20 protein-coding genes are annotated in these 20007 nt (G+C 41.6%); 3 read left to right on the forward strand and 17 right to left on the reverse strand.

The window, feature by feature from the left end; genetic code table 11:
- Nucleotides 1–2: 2 nt before the first annotated feature.
- Nucleotides 3–905, reverse strand: coding sequence for a YihY/virulence factor BrkB family protein (locus tag IE164_RS14755; RefSeq protein WP_189631022.1), 903 nt, complete (start codon nucleotides 903–905; stop codon nucleotides 3–5).
- Nucleotides 906–1147: 242 nt separating this feature from the next.
- Here IE164_RS14755 and IE164_RS14760 point away from each other — a divergent pair, with 242 nt between their 5' ends.
- Nucleotides 1148–1738: a superoxide dismutase family protein gene (locus IE164_RS14760; RefSeq protein ID WP_229838708.1), complete on the forward strand. Its 591-nt coding sequence runs from the start codon at nucleotides 1148–1150 to the stop codon at nucleotides 1736–1738.
- Between the two features lie 306 nt (nucleotides 1739–2044).
- Here the strand turns inward: IE164_RS14760 and IE164_RS14765 are convergent, their stop codons facing one another.
- From IE164_RS14765 to map, 6 genes are all read right to left on the reverse strand, one after another.
- Entirely contained in the window at nucleotides 2045–2851 is an 807-nt protein-coding gene (locus IE164_RS14765; protein ID WP_189631023.1) for an oxygenase MpaB family protein, read from the reverse strand.
- Nucleotides 2852–2854: 3 nt separating this feature from the next.
- On the reverse strand, nucleotides 2855–4423 hold the full coding sequence (locus IE164_RS14770) for a serine hydrolase domain-containing protein (RefSeq protein ID WP_189631024.1): 1569 nt from the start codon (nucleotides 4421–4423) through the stop codon (nucleotides 2855–2857).
- A gap of 160 nt (nucleotides 4424–4583) precedes the next feature.
- Nucleotides 4584–4913: a potassium transporter KefB gene (locus IE164_RS14775; RefSeq protein ID WP_189631025.1), complete on the reverse strand. Its 330-nt coding sequence runs from the start codon at nucleotides 4911–4913 to the stop codon at nucleotides 4584–4586.
- Between the two features lie 121 nt (nucleotides 4914–5034).
- Nucleotides 5035–5610: a hypothetical protein gene (locus IE164_RS14780; RefSeq protein ID WP_189631026.1), complete on the reverse strand. Its 576-nt coding sequence runs from the start codon at nucleotides 5608–5610 to the stop codon at nucleotides 5035–5037.
- A 98-nt stretch (nucleotides 5611–5708) separates the two neighbouring features.
- Nucleotides 5709–6374 (reverse strand): hypothetical protein, encoded by a 666-nt coding sequence (locus IE164_RS14785; RefSeq protein ID WP_189631027.1) that lies wholly within the window; start codon nucleotides 6372–6374, stop codon nucleotides 5709–5711.
- Between the two features lie 10 nt (nucleotides 6375–6384).
- Complete coding sequence (gene map / locus IE164_RS14790; protein WP_189631028.1) at nucleotides 6385–7149, reverse strand: type I methionyl aminopeptidase; 765 nt, start codon at nucleotides 7147–7149, stop codon at nucleotides 6385–6387.
- A 292-nt stretch (nucleotides 7150–7441) separates the two neighbouring features.
- Between map and pnuC the strand changes: the two genes are divergently transcribed.
- Nucleotides 7442–8047 (forward strand): nicotinamide riboside transporter PnuC, encoded by a 606-nt coding sequence (gene pnuC, locus IE164_RS14795; protein ID WP_189631029.1) that lies wholly within the window; start codon nucleotides 7442–7444, stop codon nucleotides 8045–8047.
- On the forward strand, nucleotides 8034–9032 hold the full coding sequence (locus IE164_RS14800; RefSeq protein ID WP_189631030.1) for an acyl-CoA dehydrogenase family protein: 999 nt from the start codon (nucleotides 8034–8036) through the stop codon (nucleotides 9030–9032). Before pnuC ends, IE164_RS14800 begins: the two co-directional genes overlap by 14 nt.
- Before the next feature lie 200 nt (nucleotides 9033–9232).
- On the opposite strand, the gene IE164_RS14805 is transcribed toward IE164_RS14800, so the two are convergent.
- The 10 genes from IE164_RS14805 to IE164_RS14850 all read right to left on the reverse strand — a co-directional run bounded on the left by IE164_RS14805 (nucleotide 9233) and on the right by IE164_RS14850 (nucleotide 19814).
- On the reverse strand, nucleotides 9233–9928 hold the full coding sequence (locus tag IE164_RS14805; RefSeq protein ID WP_189631031.1) for a DsbA family oxidoreductase: 696 nt from the start codon (nucleotides 9926–9928) through the stop codon (nucleotides 9233–9235).
- A 70-nt stretch (nucleotides 9929–9998) separates the two neighbouring features.
- Nucleotides 9999–10637, reverse strand: coding sequence for a class I SAM-dependent methyltransferase (locus IE164_RS14810; protein WP_189631032.1), 639 nt, complete (start codon nucleotides 10635–10637; stop codon nucleotides 9999–10001).
- A 173-nt stretch (nucleotides 10638–10810) separates the two neighbouring features.
- Complete coding sequence (locus IE164_RS14815) at nucleotides 10811–12775, reverse strand: LruC domain-containing protein (RefSeq protein ID WP_189631033.1); 1965 nt, start codon at nucleotides 12773–12775, stop codon at nucleotides 10811–10813.
- Between the two features lie 231 nt (nucleotides 12776–13006).
- Nucleotides 13007–14491, reverse strand: coding sequence for a hypothetical protein (locus IE164_RS14820; protein WP_189631034.1), 1485 nt, complete (start codon nucleotides 14489–14491; stop codon nucleotides 13007–13009).
- Between the two features lie 40 nt (nucleotides 14492–14531).
- The gene (locus IE164_RS14825) at nucleotides 14532–16115 is read right to left on the reverse strand and encodes an alpha/beta hydrolase (RefSeq protein WP_189631035.1); all 1584 of its coding nucleotides are present in this window, start codon (nucleotides 16113–16115) and stop codon (nucleotides 14532–14534) included.
- 35 nt (nucleotides 16116–16150) lie between these two features.
- Nucleotides 16151–16636 (reverse strand): DinB family protein, encoded by a 486-nt coding sequence (locus IE164_RS14830; protein ID WP_189631036.1) that lies wholly within the window; start codon nucleotides 16634–16636, stop codon nucleotides 16151–16153.
- A 111-nt stretch (nucleotides 16637–16747) separates the two neighbouring features.
- Nucleotides 16748–17749 (reverse strand): carboxypeptidase-like regulatory domain-containing protein, encoded by a 1002-nt coding sequence (locus IE164_RS14835; protein WP_189631037.1) that lies wholly within the window; start codon nucleotides 17747–17749, stop codon nucleotides 16748–16750.
- The gene (locus IE164_RS14840) at nucleotides 17746–18309 is read right to left on the reverse strand and encodes a TlpA family protein disulfide reductase (protein ID WP_189631038.1); all 564 of its coding nucleotides are present in this window, start codon (nucleotides 18307–18309) and stop codon (nucleotides 17746–17748) included. Before IE164_RS14840 ends, IE164_RS14835 begins: the two co-directional genes overlap by 4 nt.
- A complete protein-coding gene (locus IE164_RS14845) occupies nucleotides 18306–18944 on the reverse strand; it encodes a hypothetical protein (protein ID WP_189631039.1) in 639 nt (212 codons plus the stop codon). The genes IE164_RS14840 and IE164_RS14845 overlap by 4 nt, the downstream gene beginning before the upstream one ends.
- A 90-nt stretch (nucleotides 18945–19034) precedes the next feature.
- Nucleotides 19035–19814 carry a LytR/AlgR family response regulator transcription factor gene (locus tag IE164_RS14850; protein WP_189631040.1) on the reverse strand — a complete coding sequence of 260 codons (780 nt, stop codon included), beginning with the start codon at nucleotides 19812–19814 and terminating at the stop codon, nucleotides 19035–19037.
- Between the last annotated feature and the right edge of the window lie 193 nt (nucleotides 19815–20007).

Here is a 20007-nt window from a genome sequence, read left to right on the forward strand (position 1 = left end):
GACTACTCATCATTTAGTTCAACATATTTTATGCGTTTGGCATAGCGTGTGGCACGAATGTATACTTCGTTTACTTTGGCCATAGCTTTGATCAATTCGCCACCAAAGAATAGGATCACCGATGAGTAGTACACCCAAAGCATAAGTATAATAATACCTGAAGAAGCTCCGCCAAGCTGGCTAAAATTGCTACTGCCAATGTACCATCCAATGCCAAATTTACCAATGATGAGTAGCAGGGCGGTGATAAGACTCCCTCTGAATATGAACTTTTTGGGAATAACCACATCGGGTAGAAAGCGAATGAGCGCGTAAATAACCCCATACACCAGTAAAAGAATGAGGCTGTATTGGGCCGCCAGGGCCATGGCCACAGAAAGCGTGTCGAAACTTTCGGAAAGAAAATCGACAAAAGCCACCACCAAAGAATCAAGAATCAGAGAAATGATCATGATAAAGCCCAGGCTTAGCACCATGCCCAGCGAAATAAGACGGTCTATCACCAACTTTTTAAATCCTTTACCCTCAATTGCCTTCACCATAAATATCTCGTTGAAAGAGGTTTGAATTTGAATGAAGATGTTGGTGGCCGAATAGAGTAGAAGTCCAATGCCGGCTACTAACGAAAAGGTGTTTTGGTCTTCCTTATGCAAGGTATCCATAAGGGCGCGTACGCCATTAGCTCCTTGTGTACCAATCAGGCTCTCGAACTGAGAGGTCACCTGATCCCTCACCAGAGCATCATCGGCAAAAATACCTGCTACGTAAATGGCCAGTAAAATGAGCGGAGCGATTGAAAATAGTGTGTAGAAAGAGAGGGCGGCACTAAAGCGAAAACAGTGATCTTTCATAAATGCAGGAATGGCAGTTTTTAACACCTTCCAGGCGTACTTTATGGCTTTCATGTTTTGTTTATTGATGTTTTATAGGGTTACTACAAATATCAAGCAAGGTTTGGGCAGTTTTGTTTGGGCAGCCTGCGCTTGTTTTCCGGTAACTTCTCCACCCCTGTGTTTTTCCATTTGACAGAACCATTTTCAAATTGACAAAGAATGGATTGCAAGATGTGCTTATTATAGCAATAGGAGCGGTTTTGACTCAGCTGGCATGAGTTTTTCCTTATGTGAAGCAACCAAAATTAATCGCTATGAACACGCTTACCAAGAACCTGAAACTTGTATTGGGTATGGCCATAGCCATAGTGGCCTGTACCGAAGCGAGACAAAAAACGGAGGAGGTAGAAGATGCAGTGGCCAAGAGAGTGGCCAGCGAAGCCCAAAAGACCTACCGAACCATTACCACACCAATCAAAAGCATTAACGGGAGTGGTTTGAGGGGAGAAGCTACTTTCAAAGAATTAGAAAATGGAGCCATAGATCTGACGGTAAGACTGAACGGAGTGAGTCCCGGTGAGCATGCCGTGCACTTACACGAAAACGGAGATTGTTCTGCTGTTGATGGCTCTTCGGCCGGTGGGCACTGGAACCCAATGGACGTAAGCCATGGCCACAGGCTGGAAGATGAGCAGTTTCATCAGGGCGATATAGGCAATATTACCGTTGGAGCCGATAGCAGCGGCTTGTTTACCATGGAGGTCGAAGGCTGGACCATCGGAGGAGATTCTACCAGCAATATCCTTCAAAAGGCCATAATTATTCATGCCGGACCCGATGACTTTATCTCACAGCCTTCCGGTGCGGCAGGCTCGAGAATAGGTTGTGGTGTCATAAAGCTTTAGAAATCAACGAGATTTATCGACCTGATAAATCCTAGCTATACATTTATTGACCTTTCGACCATTCTGATAGACGATCGGAATGGTCTTTTTTATACTGAAATTTCATACTTACTTGTATGTGCTCAAAATAAGCAGCCCTAAGATTGTACTAAAAAACGGATTGGAGTCCTTCAATAGGAGCCAGAAAGTGGTGTCGGGTTATTCTTGCCTGATATAAGTTGTATTGTTTACCCCATTTCTGGCTAGCACATATTCGGTAGATCAAAAACCAAGAACTATGAATTAAGAACAATGAACCACCAAACCTCAAGCGGTTCCTCCCAACTGCATAAACTGCTGACGGTATTGACCGGGCAATACAAGTCTTTTTAGGAATGAATTTAACCCAAGAGGGCGAATGATTCTGTAGAAGCCAATTAAGAGAAGAATAGGTCTCTTTTTCTTCAGGCCCATTAATGAGCGTACCTTTTTGGGGGCCAAAACTGCTTGTACCTGTAACAGCATGTGGTAACGAAAAGACCCCAGGTGAAGTTTGTATTGCAAAAATAGGTCGCTGGTATAGTCGCTAAACTCCAGGTTTCGTTTAAGGTGTTTTTGGCGCATGTTCATCCATACTTGATAGGTTTCCGGCAGACCGGTCATTTCCATTTTCTCACCCAGTTGATTAAAGACCCGAAACACTTCCTCTTTCTCCTCATTAGTGAGTTGGCGATGAAGTACTTCATAGGCTCTTATGGAGTAATCAATAAGCATAAAGAGTACATCTCTGTAGGCCCATTCTGGAATTTGAAAGCCTCGTTTGTACTCCACTCCGTGGTGTATAGCCGAAATGCTGTCTATGGCTTTAAAGGCATCTTGTTTTTGGGAGAATACAATGCGCTTGGCGTAGGTAACTGTAGATAGTAAGCGTCCAAGAGGGTCGGAGGGAAGGCGGCCGGTAAAATACAACCAGTCCACGGCTTTGCTAAGCGCAAATTCTGCTGCGGCTCCTGCAAAAATAAGTAGTATGGTATCTCCATCGGCCCATATTTGCCGCACAATGGAGCCTTCCGGAACAAAGAACTCCTGTACGGCATCAGGTTCTGATGTTAATTGTGCTGTCGATTGTGTCATTGGTTAGTCGTTGAGTCTGGTAAACCTGACATCTTTCAGAACAGGGTTACTATAGGTTAAGGCAACAATTGAGCCTTGGTCGTCCCTTATCCACCCAATGTGCATTCTTCTAAAGACAAACATGTCTTTTACAACCGGGCTAAAGGGAAGCCGCTGCATAGGAGCGTGCTCCAAATATACGACCAATTGTTTTTCTGTGGCCTTTATATGGAAAACAGCTTTGAGGTCTTTGCTCTCATAACGACCTTCATAGCGACTCAATTCATCTATGGCAGGCCGGTATGTTTCTACTGGTACATATATTTCTTGTTGACCTTCCATAGAAGTGAGCGTAAAGCTGCCGTTAGGTTGAAATTCGATTTCGAACTGGTCTTCTGAGCGGAACTCGATATTTCTGCGAGTATTGATAAAGTGAGTATTGCTTTTGGCGCTGAGCATCGGTCCGCCTACAATAGCCAGTCTATTCTTATTCACGGTTAACTGGAGCAGGTTCTTGTCCTTTTTATGGATATACCATCCGCTACGTGTATTGAGTATATCTTCCGGCACCATCACATCTTCTTTGCCGGGGGGATACGACTGAGTTTGTGGTTCAGCGAACAACCTGAAAATCCGGCCGGCAAGTGCAGTTCTGTTGATCTGGTCACCCGAATTGCACATAATGGCAATGGATAAACCATGAGCTGGTAGATGGCCGACCAGTGATTTATAACCTCCGGCACTACCCGTGTGCCATATGAGCTTGCCCAGCTCGTTGGAGGTCACGAACAGCCCTTTGGTATATGAGAGTTCCCTTCCATTATTTAGGCGTGTCGGGGTTAGTAGGTTGTTGGTTACAAATTCACCTAGTTTTTGTTGTGCAAGCGCCTGAGTCCATAACAGTAAATCCGGTGCAGTAGTCATCAAAGCGCCATCGCCACCACGGTCGTTGTTTTCCAGCACGGCATTTTCCCATCCGCTCTTTCCCTTTTCGTAGGCCAGTGCCAGATTGGATGTTTTATCCGGATATTGAGTGTATGTGGTATTTTTCATTCCTAATGGTTCAAAGAGGTAGGTGGAAGCAAACTCACCAAAAGTTAAACCCGTTACCCTCGCCACGATCTCTTTGAGCAATACGTAGCCGCTGTTCGAATAAGACCATTGCTCCCCGGGAGCAAAATTGAGCGACTTTTGGCGCAAGACCATGGTAAGGGCGTCCTCATCGGCAGCAGAGATCATTCGTATGCCGGTCCAATCGCGAATTCCTGATGTGTGGGTGAGTAAATGATAAAGTGTAACCGGGTGTTCGTAAGGTGGTAGTTCCGGTAGGTACTCATGTATATCAGTATGTAGCGAGAGTTGCCCTTGCTCTACGAGCAGTAGGGTAGATGCTGCTACAAATTGCTTAACTACTGAGCCGGCATCGAGAACGGAGCTTGGTTGGAGAGGTGTTTTAGTCTCCATATTGGCCAAACCATAGGCTTTATTGAATAGTACTTCTCCATTTTTTGAAAAGGAACAAGAGCAACCGGGCTCATCGGTTGCTATGCTGCTAAATAATTGGTCGATGGCATCGGACTCTTGTTGAGCCATAAGTAGTAATGACCTGGTTGAGGCAAAGAGAAGCAGGCTGATCAAAAAAAAGAGGCCTCTAGATATCAGGTGGCTAGAGTACTTTGCTGTTGAAAATATTGAGTGATTGAACATTTGAGTATATTTTACTTTGAAATACAAAGTGCATGAATAAATTTTTTTAATTCCAGTAGGTGCCGTTGAGTCCGAGGACTGTGCCTAACCAGAGTGTCACTACAAAACCTAGTGTGCTAACTATGAATGCTAAAACCCTGCTCCAGTTGTTTGTGCTGAAGATTTTATCGACATAGAAGTGAAGGCCGCCACCCATTGCAGCAGCAATGGGAGTGATAATTAATGGCTTAATAAACCAGAGTTTGTTCCAAGAAGGATCAGCCTCATCAGCTGAAATTAGAAACAGTGTTATAAGCACGAGGCCAATGATTCCTCCAATGAGCATTCTTTTCATTAAACCTGTTGAAGAGACTGTGTTTGAGACATATTCATTCATTATTTTTTATTTAAAAGTACTTTGAAATACAAAGTAAATAATAAAATCAGATTCAATGCAAGAGGAGGGGGATATTAAATTGAACAATGGAAAATGTCTTGAGAAGACTAAGAATCTTTTTCTATTGGCCGAAAAGGGTAGGATAGTTAGTTTTAATTAGTTCAACCAATTCTTTACTTATAGATTCTGATACAACTCCAGATGCTATCATTTCTGTCATCTTGCCCAGAAATAGTTGTGTCCAGTTCTTTTTGTTTAGGAAATAAAAGTCCTTGAGTTCAATGAGTTGATCGGAGATGTCATCGTAGGTTATCTGTTGACCAACCTGAATTTTCTTCAATTCGGCAAGTATTTCAGTTATAGCCTTAGAAAGCTGTTCTTTTTCATATCGTGAAAATTCCGCTGGATCTAATGAATCTTCAATATCTTCTATTTCTTCTTGCAAAAAAAAGAGTGCGTTCTCAAAGAATTGATTGGTTGGACACTCCTCAATCTTACTTGCAGTACATATTTTTAAGTGCTCATCATAATCTGTCTTTGCTTTATTAACCAAGTGGTTAAGAAATTCTAGTTTATAAGAGTCTTTTCGATATTCATAAAGTTCGGATCTGACATCTTGTATGAATTTCTTGTGTTCCCATGGATAATCACTATTTGTGCTTATAAAGTCGTTCGCCTGCTGTTGTATTAAGTTCATCCTTGAGAATATCTGAGTATGTTTTCTTTATGAATATGCATATTTCAATTGGTAAGGAAAATAATTTTCTGCTTCGTTAGCAGTGATGGCAGGTGATATTAGATCAATATCCTTCTTTCATCTACCAATTTAGATTGAGTAGGAACAGTCTTTTTCTTTTCAATCTGGCTGAGGTCTTTGAAGATAATAGATTCAGCCTGACCGAGGTATTCTAAGATATGGTCGTACTCGTAGAAGGTTCTTTGTTTGCGACTGCTGAGGGTAAAATCGGCTTTTCCGTTAATTTTGAATCGAAGAGGTTTGTCCTTGTACAGCTCACCAATTTTATGATCAACACGTTCCGGCAGCCCTATGTAATAGTGGTTGTCAGTATAATTCAGGTGAATGTCGAAGCCTCCAGATTCATTCTTTTCGATCCTGAAAATTTCGAAAGCCCTTGGCTTAGCTGGTTTGCTGAAACTGACGAACTGAGGATTGGCCGCCAAAATGTAGCTGTATTGGTGTTCGGGTAGATTTTGACCACTACAGTCCTTCTTCACCGCCAAGGCATCGAAGCCATCAATATCCTGAATGATCATCAGGTCATCGGTTTTTATGTCAGGTTTAGACTCCGTACCTACTGGTAAGTAGAGGGTGCTATTTTCCAGATAACCAGTTTTGCAAACAAGCTTGCTTTCCCATACTTCCAGTTGTCGGGCTTCCGGAATATAGTCTGGCTTTTCAATTTTCCGTAGCGATTTCCAAACCTGAATTACGTCAGTCATAAGGTAGGTCTTAATTCCAGATGCCGTTGGATTCAGTGAGGATTACAGGCTCGCCATCCGTAATCAAAATAGTGTGCTCGTGCTGCGTTACATAACCACCTCTGTTGCCCACCAACGTCCAGCCATCGTTTAGTTGAACCGCTACAGTTGATTGGGTCGAAATAAAGGTTTCAACAGCCACAGTGGTGTTTTTTCTGAATCGTTCTCTATTGGTTTTTACTCTATAGTTCAGAATATCTTCTGGTGCTTCATGCAGGCTTCTGCCTACACCATGTCCTGCTAGGTTCTTAATTACCTTAAAGCCCGATTTTTTGGCTTCTGTTTCTATCAGATAACCAATGTCAGAGATTTTCACCCCTCCTTTGATGCTGTGGATCGCCTTGTGAAGTATGTCTCTAGAAGCATCTACCAAGGGCTGATGATTGTGAATGTCTTTGCCTAAAATAAAAGATCCTCCATTATCTGCCCAGAAGCCATCGAGCTCTGCAGACACATCAATATTCACCAGGTCGCCTTCTTTCAAGATTTTTTGATCAGACGGAATACCGTGAGCAGCCTCTTCATTTACACTAATACATGAGTAGCCAGGGAATCCATAAGTCTCATAAGGAGCAGATTTGGCACCATGGCTCTTAAGAATTTCGCCCCCAAAATTATCTAGCTCTTTCGTAGACATGCCCACTTTTGCGTGTTCTCTCATTAGCCTTAGCGTTGTGGCAACCACTTCGCTTACTCTTTTCATTCCTTCTAATTCAGACTCTTTTGAGATGGACATATCAGTATTTTTGATTGATGAGTTTTAGCTATTTCGATTCAAAGATAGAAGATTAGCTTGCTAGAAGAGATGATGTATGTATTTCTTCAAATTTAAATCTTTTGAATCCTTTCCTTCCTTTTGGGGGAATCTTACATTTGCCCAAAATGGGGTGCTTGCTTGCGCAGGCTGAGATGATACCCAGGAGTTTGGCTCCGCACCTGATCCAGATAATGCTGGCGTAGGGAAAACAAAGCTTTTGCCGTGCTGCAAGGGCTGGTTCATCTCCTCATTTCATTGAAACCTAAAAACAATGATCGAGGAATTTTTAACACAACTTACCTGGCTTCAAGGGTTGGGAACTCTCTTTGGCATAGTACAAGTAGTGCTGGCCCGTCAAAACAATGTGCATACCTATCTGTTTGGTATTGCCTCCATCTTAATCAGTATGTGGGTGCTTTATCAGAGCGCACTTTATGCTGATATTCTACTGAACATGTATTATTTGGTCATGAGTGTTTATGGCTGGGTTTATTGGAAATTTGGCAAGCAAAAAACGGAAACGCCCATTTCTTCAGTCAATAAAAATGAGTTTTTAAAGGCCAATGGTATTGTACTAGCTTGCTTTGTGCTGATGTCTTACTGGCTTACATTTCACACCGATTCGGATGTTCCCATTTGGGATGCTGTAGTAGTGGCTTTTGCATGGGCCGGAATGTGGCTGATGGCCAAGCGCAAAATCGAAAACTGGATTTACCTCAATATCAGCAACATCGTTTCCATTCCACTAATGGTTTATAAAGAGCTTTATATATATGCCGGAATGACCGTGTTCTTATTTATAATGGGTACATCGGGATATCTGAAATGGCGAAAATTAATGAAGAACGAAAGAGAGCTTACTTATGCAGCCGCCTAGAGAATATTTGAATGATGCAGCAGTTTTTAGAAAAGAGGTGTTGCAATGGATAGAGGAAGAAAACCTATGGAACATCTGGGTGCCAAAAGCTTTTGGCGGACTTGAATGCTCACTTTCTGATGGTTTGAAAACTCTGCAAGCTTTGGCTAGGTTAGACGGTAGTTTAGGCTGGACGGTCACTTTGTGTAGTGGTGCTAATTTTTTTATCGGTAACCTTCGGCCCGAAGTTGCCCAAGAAATTTTTGCTCAGTCAGCGATTTTGGGTGGAAGTGGAGGAATGTTTGGAACTGCCGAAAAGGAGGGAGATGCTTATCGACTGAATGGTACTTGGCGCTACGCAACAGGAGCACCATATCTCACTCATTTTACCTTGAATGCAAAAATTATAGAGAATGGGATAGAGTTGAAGAATGAGGATGGAACACCAAAATTCCTGTCATTCGTTATTCCAGCAACTGAAGTGACCGTCATTGAGGATTGGCAAACCATGGGGCTGAAAGCTTCGGCTACTCATTCTTTTGAGGTGAATAATGTAGTTGTTCACGAACGTTTCAGCTTTATTTATAATCAGTTTTATCACCCTCAATCAGTCTTTAAAATTCATTTTTCAGTATTTGCCGACCTCACCCTTTGGGTAAACTATATTGGTATGGCTGAACACTTTTGGGAAGAGGCAGCTTTAATTACTCAGTCCGAACCATTGAATGGGCTGGAATCTGTCGTTCGATCGGCTAATCGGGAAATCAGAGAAATTGTACGAACCGTATCGGAATTGACGGACAGCAACGGAATATTTGCTGATTCATTCATAAGAGAGGTACATGAGGCGGCATCCGTTTCAGTCAGGTATATTTCCAGCGCAATTACGGCTCTTTATCCCCACTTAGGCGTTAAGGCTAGCAGAGAGGATCATTCGATCAATCAGATTTTCAGAGATTACTTCACCGCTACCCAGCATCATATATTTACCAGAAAGACTGATTGAAGAAAGACGTTTAGGCATCTTTTAGTCAATAAAAAGAGACTTTCCCAAACTTAAACGCCATTGCCTACCCCTGAAGGTGATTTCATCTACTTGGCACTTAAGGCCGATGGAGATTTCCGATCAAACCGGAAATAACGAGAATAGTGGCTTTCGCGGTGACCTCTTTTTATGACTTTTGTTGAATAACTGTTCAACAATGCCTAGCAATTGCCTTCAATATCACAGCTATCGCCTTGTTCTGGCGAAGTATCGATGAAAGGGCTACATTCAGCCTGAACCTTTTCCAAGGTAGCCTTGAAATGCTCTATCGGTTGAGCTCCGGAGACGGCATACTTCCTGTCGAAAACAAAAAAGGGAACTCCTTGAATACCTATTTGCCGAGCCTCTTCAATGTCTTGCTTCACATAATGAGCAAATTGTTCTTCATTGAGCGCCAGTTCTACTTCATCACCACTAATTCCTACAGAATTAGCTAGTTCAACGAGCGTTTTAGTGTCGCTGGTATTTTTTCCTTTAGTGAAATAGGCTTCGAGGAGTGTTTCTTTTAGTTCATCGCCAAGATTCTTTCTCTTGGCTAACTGTAGCACGCGGTGTGCCTTAAATGAGTTGGCTACTTTGGCAATGTCGAAGTTGTAATCTAGTCCGGCATTGGCAGCCATTTCTTCAACGCGCTTATGCATTTGTATGGACTGTTCCAGACTAATGCCCTTGGCCTTTGCCAGGTATTCATAGACGCTTTCATCGCTGCTTTCCGGCATATTGGGGTTCAGCTGAAAGCTTTTCCAAACCACTTTAACTTTATCTTTCTCGGGAAAATCTTCTAAGGCCTTTTCCAGATGCCGCTTGCCAATGTAGCAAAACGGACACATCACATCGCTCCAAATCTCTATGGTCATTTGCCGGTTTTCATTTTAATGATCAATGCCTACAACTCCATAGTACCCGAATTGATTCAACTTTTGAAGGTTAAGTACCGATTTTTTTCATAATCGTAAGGTATTCGGGATCCGATTCCGACAGTTTTAGACATTCTACCATCTGCCAGTTTGCCCTTGTCAGGGTTCGTTTGAGACCGGGTAGAGAGAAGCCTGTGATATCGGGCGCAAGTTTAATTTTGGAAAGTCCTTTTAGAGTCAGTAAGAGAAGAGGTTTTTCTTTCATGCAGGGTGTGGTTGCCATAAAGTAACCTCCCGGTTTCAACAGGTGGTCGGCCCGCTGTAAAACGGCCTGTAGATCGGGTAATAGGTGGAGCAGATAGTTGGCTGTAATGCATTCGAAAGAGTGGTGACTGAGCTTTTCATCAAATACATCGGCTTTGAGAAAATGCGTGTTCGTAAGGCTATTTTGCAGGGCTCGTTCTTGCGCTTTTCTAATCATTTGGGATGAAATATCTATTCCTGTGACTTGTTGTACATGACCCGCAATTCGCGAAGCCATTAAACCTGTTCCGCAGCCTAGATCTAATACCTTATCGGCTGGCAGCATGTATTTTTTAAGGGTATCGAAAACCAGCTCGTGCTTATGGCTGTCGCTGGCCTCGGCATTGTCATAGCCTGGTGCGGCCCTATCCCAAAATTTTTCGGTGTTATATCTGCGGTTCTTCATTAAGCGGTAATAACAGTAACATATAGGCTGTTTACCGCCATGAAGGTATTAAGTTGAGTCGTTAGCGCCAATGGTTTTAAGCACTTAGAGGCTAATCCGTTTCCATTGAACCTGTTGAGGTAGGGCACCGGCCAAGTATTTTGGCTTTGGCCGATGCTTAAATAGGCTTGCCGTTAGTTGTTGAAATATATCTTGTTGGTATTTCTGTAGCCTGAGTTGTCGCCATACCAATCTTTATATAACGCCCCGCTGCTGAGTCCCCAGTCAACAAATTTGTTGTAGCCCTGGTCAATTCGGTTTTTTTCGATTGGGTATCGGAACTCATGTATGATATGGATGGCCCAAGGCAGGTTGTTGCTATCCTGATAGGTTTTTCCGGTGTTCACGTTGGTGTCATCGCTGGCCGTTCCAAATAGGCTTGCATCGGCCAAAGAAGTTGGCATTTTGCCGGCCAGGTGCAGTTCTTTTCCTCTCTCATAACTAGAGAAGATAAAAGGGTTGAAGGGGGCTTCGCCAAGTAACTCGGGGGCTATCGGGTTGGTAAATTCTACCACAACTTCTACCGTAAAGGGAGCCACACTACTTTCGGAAGGGTCGGTATTGATGAACTTTGCGCCTGCAGCCGGTTTCAGGTGATTAAAACTATCATTAAATACAATAATTACCGATTTGCTCTGCTGAGCCTCAAGTCCTTTGGCGTTGAGTGTGGTGTTTTGTCCGTCCGTTTTATGACCCGATACGGAAGCAATCAATGTGGGGTCTACATCGAGTTCAATGCCAAAACCACTATGATTGGCGGCTCCTACTGCCCGAATAGTAAAGCTCATTTTAAAGCGTACGCTTTTGTTATCTGAGTTTAACACATTGGTATATCGGTAACCAATAACCATGTCGTTGAAGTCGTAGTCGCCTTTTACCGGCCATAAATCTTCAAAAGCAAACGTACCCATGCCCAGTTCGGAGGGAGTGTAGCTATCTACAGCCGCAGTAGGATCGTTTGGATAGTCGTCCAATTCGTCAATTACTCCATCGTTGTCAGAGTCTTGCTGGTTGAGCGAACCGGTATCGCATTTCCAGGCGGTGAGGTCGTTAATTTTTTTGTTGAAAGTTTTTACAATCTGGTAGGCTCCATCTTCCTTACTAATTTGAATGAGGTTTGAGTTGGCATCGTTGGTACCTACAAATATTCTATCCTGGCGGTCTATAGCCATAGAGGTGAGTTGAAAGGGGAAGTTTTCGGCACTTATTCTTACAATTTCGGCTGTTCCGTTGGTGTCGTTTATTGAAGTGAATTTATACAGCCCTGAAAAACAAGCCAGATAAAGCTCTCCGTGCGAGTCGAATGCCAGGTCGCCACCACCGCTGTTGTTGATGAATCCGTTGATGGTGTAGCTGGCTACCAGGTTGTTTGTGGCTGCTTCTACTTTGTGCATGATATTTTTGTTGCTCATGTAGAAGTAACCGCCTTTATACTCGAGGCGAGGGTAGTTGCCATTGAAGGGGTTGTTGGTATGTTTTACGGAGAAGGTGCTGCTGGCAATATCGTAAGCATAGAGTGTTTTCCCCACGTTGTAATACATAATTCCGTTGGCCTGATCGAGAGCGTTGGCTATGGATCCGCCCCCTTGAAGCTGACTCAAGTCGGTAGGAGTAAAGGAAGAGTTAGAGATATCTATGGTAAAGAAATCTCCATTATTATTAACGGCATAGAGATGGTCTATACAGTCGGAGCTGCTATTGGCTACACTACCGGCAGCTGTCTGTTGAATGGTAAGGTTTGCTGAAGCACCACTTACCGGCATAGAAAAGGTTTCTGTACCATCAGCACTGATTTTGGTAACATACAACTCACTGATGGAGGCTGGCAATAACTGCTCGATACTTAGCCCACTGCTCTGCTTAATAAATGAGCCTATGGAGAGCGATTCTCCACCCGATAAGTAGTGTATTCGGTATTTGGCGGCTCCTTTGGTGTAGTCCGTAATGTTTAGGGCTACCATTTGAGAGGTTTCGAAATTAAACGAGTCGAAGCTGAAATCGGTAAGGGAAGAAGAGTTCTCTGCCGGTTCTTCGAAAGGTGGCTCTTCTATACACGATACGATAAGGAGGGGGAGGATTAAATACAATAAATTCTTCATGCTTCACTCGATTTCCTCCCAAAATGCTCAGTATTAATAAGGTAGAAGCAAATTTTCGATCACTGAACGGAATCTTTCGATAACCCGAACCTTTTCACGATAAGTGGTTGTGGTTGAAAATGGATTGGGTTTAGGTTTTGCTTAATATTCTTTTCATTGAATGTTGTTTTTCATTGCTTATATAACTTAGTGAGTAATGTTGTTGTGAATGGCTTTGATAACACAGCTTTTTCACCAACCCAGCATACCACCAATGTTCCAATAATAGATCAAATAGGAAAGTACGCATAGGTTAATGGAGAAGATGGTATGCACGAGTTTACTTCTGGTAGAAATATTCGTTCTTTTCCAATTTCTGTAAGTTTGAATAAGAAAATATAAGGTGGCCAGACCAAAAGTGATGTGGATTAGAAGTGGAGAATAACCGGAAGATAAGGCAGCGGAGCCGTTAGGTTTAAGAATTAGAGTTATCTGAAATGCTACTAGCCCAATGGCAAGCACAGAAGCAATTGCGGGATATTGAAGAATGTTTTTGTTTTTCCTTAGAGTTTGGATAGAGAATGCGATGATAGTGATTAGGCAAAATACTTTAGTAATAGCCAGAGGTATAATGCGAAATATAAAGTTGTTTCTAAACTGTGTTTCATAGCTTCTATTGATGCTATTGCTTGCGTAAGAGGCTTCTTTAAAGTAAATGATGGCGTCAAAACCATTGGCTGATTTTCGAATATTGTTTTCGAGGTTGGACTTTAAAGTGTCACTAACGGTTACAAGGAGCATTTGGCTATCGCCAAAATCATTGATTGAAATATTACTATTTTCGGAATTGTATCTTACAACATTAATATTGAGAGTACCATAACCGTTTTGGTTTGCTAGTTTTTGTGCATAGTCTCCTAGCGTAGGTACTCCATTAGGGCCAATACCATACATTGTATGAGCACCTCCCATTTTGAATACGGCTTTTGCATTAGGGAGCCGCTTTAGATAATTGTTGAGGTTTTGTTTCATCAGTTCTTCTCTCACAGCTACAGACTCCTGTCGGGTTTCAGGGTTCATCCACTTGGTAAATATTTCAATGGTTTGTTTTAGCTCTTGAATTATTAGTTCCTTTTCTTCAGAGGGGTTTGAGCTAAATGCCTTTTCCAAAGCTTCAATATCTTTTTCGTTATGCTGTCGGGTATATCTTCCCATTTTGAGGGTAGCCTTCAAGAAAGCTCCTCGGGCCAACCTTTTTTGTTTGGGGGTATTAGCCAACTCTATCAGTCTATAAAAAGGATGTATGGCTGTTTGCATTTGATCCATTCCCCAGACGGGCTGTTCTAGGGTTGGATTTAGTTCAATAGCGGTTCTCATTAATTCGATATCTCCGTTAGAATCAAAGGCTATTGAGTGTGGGTTTTGCTTCGTGAACTCATTAACCCCCATTTTAGCACATCTTTCGGTTGTCCAGGGGTCGGTTTCTAAGGCAAGGTGGTCAAACCCTCTGGACTGAAGTTGTTCATAAACGAAGTTCACAAATTCGGCTATTCCTTCAACTCCATGTTGTTCTCCGAAGAATACGAATTGACAGGTGTCGGCTCTGTCTAAAATCCAATCGATACCCGTGCCATGTAATGTTCCATTGGTTTTAGAAATAGGATAAAATTCGTTCGATTGTGCGATTAGGGTAGTGTAATGAATGATTAGAATGGTTGAAAGAATTAGTCTTTTCATAAAATATGGTTTGTTTAATATTTTATCTGTAGCCTTCGCACTATTCGTTTCTTAGCTCTTTAAGAAGACTTTTGGCTGTTTCATTATTTGGTTCAAGAATCAAAAGGTTTTCGATGCACTTTACTGCGTAATTTTGCCTTCCCATTAACACGGAAAACCTGCCAATGGAAATGAACCTTTCTGAAATGGGAATTTGTCTCGATTTATAGAATTGAAATAATCTCTTCGATAGGGTCGTATCTCCTTCTTCCAATAGCTGAGAAATAAGAGAGAAGGCAAAAATATCATTGAAAACAGGGTTTTTTTCTTGCCTGGGAAAGAAATACTCGAGTGCGAAGACCAGAGAGTCAGGATGATTGCTTCTAGCCAGTTGCCATGTTTGTTTTGGAGTAATAGGTAATGATGAATGAAAGTTATATGGTTCAACATTTGTGGTTCCTTTTGTTAGTTGAGTTACCAGTGGGGTTTCAAAATCCATGTTAAGGCTATAGCTATCTTCCTTGAACAGATTGGCTGCTGACGAATCATTTCCTAGCTTCCAGTTTAAAAAGGCCAAAATATATTGATTCACTTTGGTGTAGTTCACTAAATCTTGCTGGTCGTATAGGGTGGAACTTTCTCCATGTATCTTCCGGTCTAGAAATCCAGCGTCAATTCCTTGCGAAACAAACTCATTGTGGTTCAACGATTGGGGAAAAGTTATATAATACCTGTCGGAATGGGTTAAATAATCATACAATTGAAAGCTTGCCAAATGAGTTGTTAAGGCAAGTAAAGGGACGTTAAAAGCTCTTCTACTCTTTAGTACGGGCTCTGTGAAATCTTTCCATCGGGTATCGGCAATACCAAATATTTCCTGAGTAGTCTCAATAGCCACCACCAATTGAACGGAGTCAATGTTACCGGACTTGGCCAAAATGCAAGCCTGTGCACCTCCACTATGACCAACAAGAGCAACTTTTGAGGTGTCTGCACTTGGCAGATTTGCGGCATGTTCAATTAAAAGAGCAATGTCTTTAACCGATTGGTTTCTACCATCAACCCCCATATCTTCAAGATTCTCAGCAAAGAAAGAACTGCCCAGAACTATGTAGCCGTTTCTGGCCAGAAACTGTGCTAGTATAGAATTGTCTTCGAAACTGGCTCCAAAGCCCTGATGATAGATTATGACTGGAAAGTCATTTTTTACAATGGGCGCGTCTTTCATGACAAACGTTGGCTGTCTTAAGTAGGCCTTAAAAATTTCTCTTTCGGTCTCGTCCAATTCATGGGCTTCTTTCCCTAATAGTCCATAGGTCAAAGCATCCAGATTATAGTTTCTATAAGCTAGTGAGATTTTCTCCAAGCCATTTTTCTTCGATTCAATTTCGAAGTATTCACCAGTTGACATCACGGAGGACTGGGGGCTCTTTTTTGCCGGATACCACAAAGTAACCAGTATGGGTCTGACCATCGTGTCGTTTTCAAAAACAACGGATCGGGTACTGTCCCAAAGCCAATAAGAATCATAGCCTGCATCGTAGGTGCCACTAATCAAGGCTCCCCAATCTTGTTCCTGGGCATTAACCGAATTGGCTGTACTGAATAAATAGAATATAAGAACTGTACAGAATGTTCTTTTCAATATGGCAGTCACAAGCATTTTCTTTCTTGAATTTCTTATTCCTTTTCCATTTCACTTGCTCTTGAACCCCATTCCCACAGACCAAACAATCGCTTTTTATCTGGCATGTGATCACTCTGTTTCAATGACAGTATGATTTGACCTCTATGATGGGCTTCATGCGCAATTATATATCCGAGAAATGCTGTTGGGTGAGGTTTGAATCCTTTGATTCGGTTTGTTTGGAACCCTTTTTCAATCATTTTAGCCATTGCATGGGCACTCTTTTTAAATGCCTCGATGATTATTTTTTTATCCGTAGTGCCTTTTTCAAGTCTAATCACCGTGTCCATCAACTCCGGTTCACTTTCCTTTAGCCACATCAATCGTACGTTGTTTATATGGCCAAATTGATCTCCAACGGTTCTGCCTTTTGACGAGGCCGTATCATTCATGTGGGCTTGCTCAATGCCATTTAAGAGATACAAGTTTATTTGGTTATTGATGTGCCAAGTCTCTTTGATTTCGTCTAATCCATTCATGCGAAAAATTTGTTTTAAGGATTCTAATTATTGGTTAGTTCGTTTTTCAACTTTTGCTCAAGGTTGTTTTCCGCATAAAGCAGCAACATGCCTCCTTGACTAAATAACGTACTATTCGATCCATGCAATTAAGTTTTGGTCGTAGCGATACCACCTTCCAAGGCTGTGAGAGCGATATAGGGTGGTGCCAGCCGCTTTGGTAGTTAGAAAGGAAACTTTGGGTATCTTCTCACTTTCAGTTTTCAAGAATGCAATGTCCCTATTGGCCATTTTTGCAGACCACACTTCTTTGCCTAACTCATTGCGCACACTTATTTTCTTCTTGTTATAGAGAGTAATGCTGTGATTTTTAAATTCTGAGGTCATGTATTTCATTATTACTTCATTTTCCGTTGCATTGTACTGGTCTATGTTCGCTACATGTGCTGCATCAGCCAACCATTGAAAACTTATGAATACCGGTCCTTGTATTTGCAGTGTTTCTTTGAGGTCGAAATGACATTCCCCATCCGCTGCACGTACTTTTTTTATTAGTCTGTGCTCAAGCAAATCACCAGGAGACTTTTCAGCATTGAGTGTATATATTCTCGCCTGAAGCAGAATAGAGTCTAAACGCTGTACCTTGAATTTTACGCTGATTTTATTCAGAACTACAGGTTGCCCGCCATTGTCAATTACGAGGCCTACCTCAGACCCTCTATGTGGGAAAGCAATGCTTATGTCGCCATTGGATATGCTTTGCATTATGCCCGTAGGCCTGAGGTGTGTCGTGTTTTTTTTTGGGGTTACAAGTACATCATTCAAATGTGATATTGATTCCTTTAGGGTAATAGTGATTCTGTCTTGATTAAGCAAAGGACCAATTTCAACTGATATGGTTTCGTAGCCAATACAACTGACAGTGAGCTTTTCTTGTAGATAGTTTTTTGGAATAGATAGACTGAATAGGCCGTTTTCGAATGAATATGTACCTATGTTTTTGGTGTATATGCCAATGGTAGCATAGGGAATTGGAGTTCCTTGCCTATCGACAACCAATCCTGCAATATGATGCTGAGGGTAGGTTAAAGAGGGGAGGGCCAGTAAGAAGATTATTATGTATACTACTTTCATTGTTTAATAATGCTTAAGGCCTGTTGAAATGCTATACTGCCCGGTTTTGGAAGATTTTTATTGATAATTCTTCCTTCCGGATCAATCAAAATATATTGGGGAGTAAGTGTAGTCATTCGGACTTCTCCCGATTGAGTATGTGCCGGCTGAAGATTCGCGAGCATGAAGGGGTTAGAAAGTGAAAAACCACTAAAGTAGTTTGGATATCCTATGGAATACTTTTGATGATATTTAGAAAATCTATCAAAGGATTTATCCACATTTATGGCCACTACGGTAAGCTTCTTAGGATTTTCGTTGTTGAGGGCTTGTAAGAATGGAAAAGCCTCTACACATGGCTTGCAACCTGCTGTCCAATAGTCCAAAATAATCCATGTACCTTTCAAAGAACCGAAAGTAATGGTGTCTCCATTCACTGAGATTAACCAGGCATTGTCTGGAAAAACGTAGCCCTCGTCTATTGAGCTTGCCTTTTTTGCTAGGTTGGAAGCAGCCGTTTGAGCATTTAATCGTAATGCCCAGACAAAAAGAGCGGCTATGCAAAGTATGTATTTGATCATGCCGAAAGGGCTTTTTTTATAAACACAGCGTGAAGCATGAATAACAAGACGATTCCATAGAAAACCGCAAAAAAAGGCCCAGGATCAATAAGTTCATTATTGGCCGGTGGAACTGGGAAGGTAAGCATATTGATGAATAGCCCACCAATACCGATTATTAAACCGGCAATCGTCAGTAGTTTTGGCAAATATTTTTGGTATAAGATGGCCAAGGCAAAAAACGATATGCCAATAGATACCAGAACGTCCCAATAGAAATCCATACCCAATTGGGTAAGATTCCCGGACTTAAAACTTCTGCGTATCATCTCTCTTACCAGGTGGTCGTCTGTCGACTGCATATCGGCCATCATTGAAAAGACAGACTTCTGCACGGTATTGGTCATGAGTATTGCAGCTCCGGCAAGTATGGTAAACAACCAGCCTATTTCATTGTAAAAACTGTTGCCGTAATGCTTTATAAACAGATAAAGTGAATAACTACTAATGATAAACATTGGGCCAAAAGAGATTTCGAGAAGCAAAGGCCATAGCCCTGGGCCATGAGTAGTAATCATTAGGGGGTAAATAATGGAAGTTACTACTCCTGCTATGAGTCCAAACTTGATAGCAAAAAATCTGTCTCTACTGTTCATAATTCACGCAAGAACAGCAGATTGATGATTCAAAATAACAAAGACTTAGAGCTTGTGATGAATGACAGAATATTGGGACGTTTGAAACAACTAGTGAATCTGTGACCACCGGCTTTCAAAATGGCTTGAGTATTTACGGGAGACTTTAAAAGAAGAATCTATCCCTTTAAGTGAAATAAAACCACCAGAACTATTCATTTTCACCCAAGATACTTTCTCTAAATTGATGAGATAGGAACGATGAATACGGACAATAGGAGTACGCACCTGCTTCTCGAAATGTGATAAACTCCCTCTAAGGAGTTTCTTATTATAGGTGCCATTCTGAAGAAAATGAATGCTTGTATAGTTATCTTCGCTTTGCAAATAGAGTAGGTTTTTCATATCTAATTTTACCAACTCAGGATTTTTGTCTTTCGAAATTAAGATCAGATTTTCTTGTCTTCCTGTCTTGTTTATTAGTAAGACTATAAGGGAAAGAGGAATAATAGCAACTATTACCACCCTGTAAAGTGTGACTGGTAAGCTGTTTAAACCGGAGTCATTCCATCCAATCCAACTCGATCGCACGAAATAAATTCCGATGACCACAAAGGTTAATACAATCAGATACCAAAGTACATGACCATAGTAGGTTTGTGAAATCCTATTAGAGGATCTAAAGAAGTTGCCTAAAAACGCTTCAGATAGATAAACGATTGCAGCGGGAGTAAAAGAATAACTTAAAACCCTCAAGAATCCTGCGAGTGTGAAACCATGCCGTACATCGCCAAATGGCTGCAAAAAATAGAGTATAAAAAAAGTGCTAAGAAGTATAGTGAGGCAAATTTTCCAGAGCTGATTTCGGTTTGTTATATGAGGAATAAACATTGTTTGAACAGAATCTGAGTTAAATTTTATGAACGACAAGATTGATTGGCATAGGTTGCAAGCCATAGGGTATGATTTTCTTTAGACGAAAGAAAAATGTTTGATGTCCGGCTTAATCTACTCTTAATTTAGAGCAGGTGTATAAAATAGTGGGAATACCTGACCTTGTAAGAAGAGACTACATGTACGGCCA

It is taken from the genome of Roseivirga thermotolerans, from assembly GCF_014653175.1.
GTDB lineage: Bacteria > Bacteroidota > Bacteroidia > Cytophagales > Cyclobacteriaceae > Roseivirga > Roseivirga thermotolerans.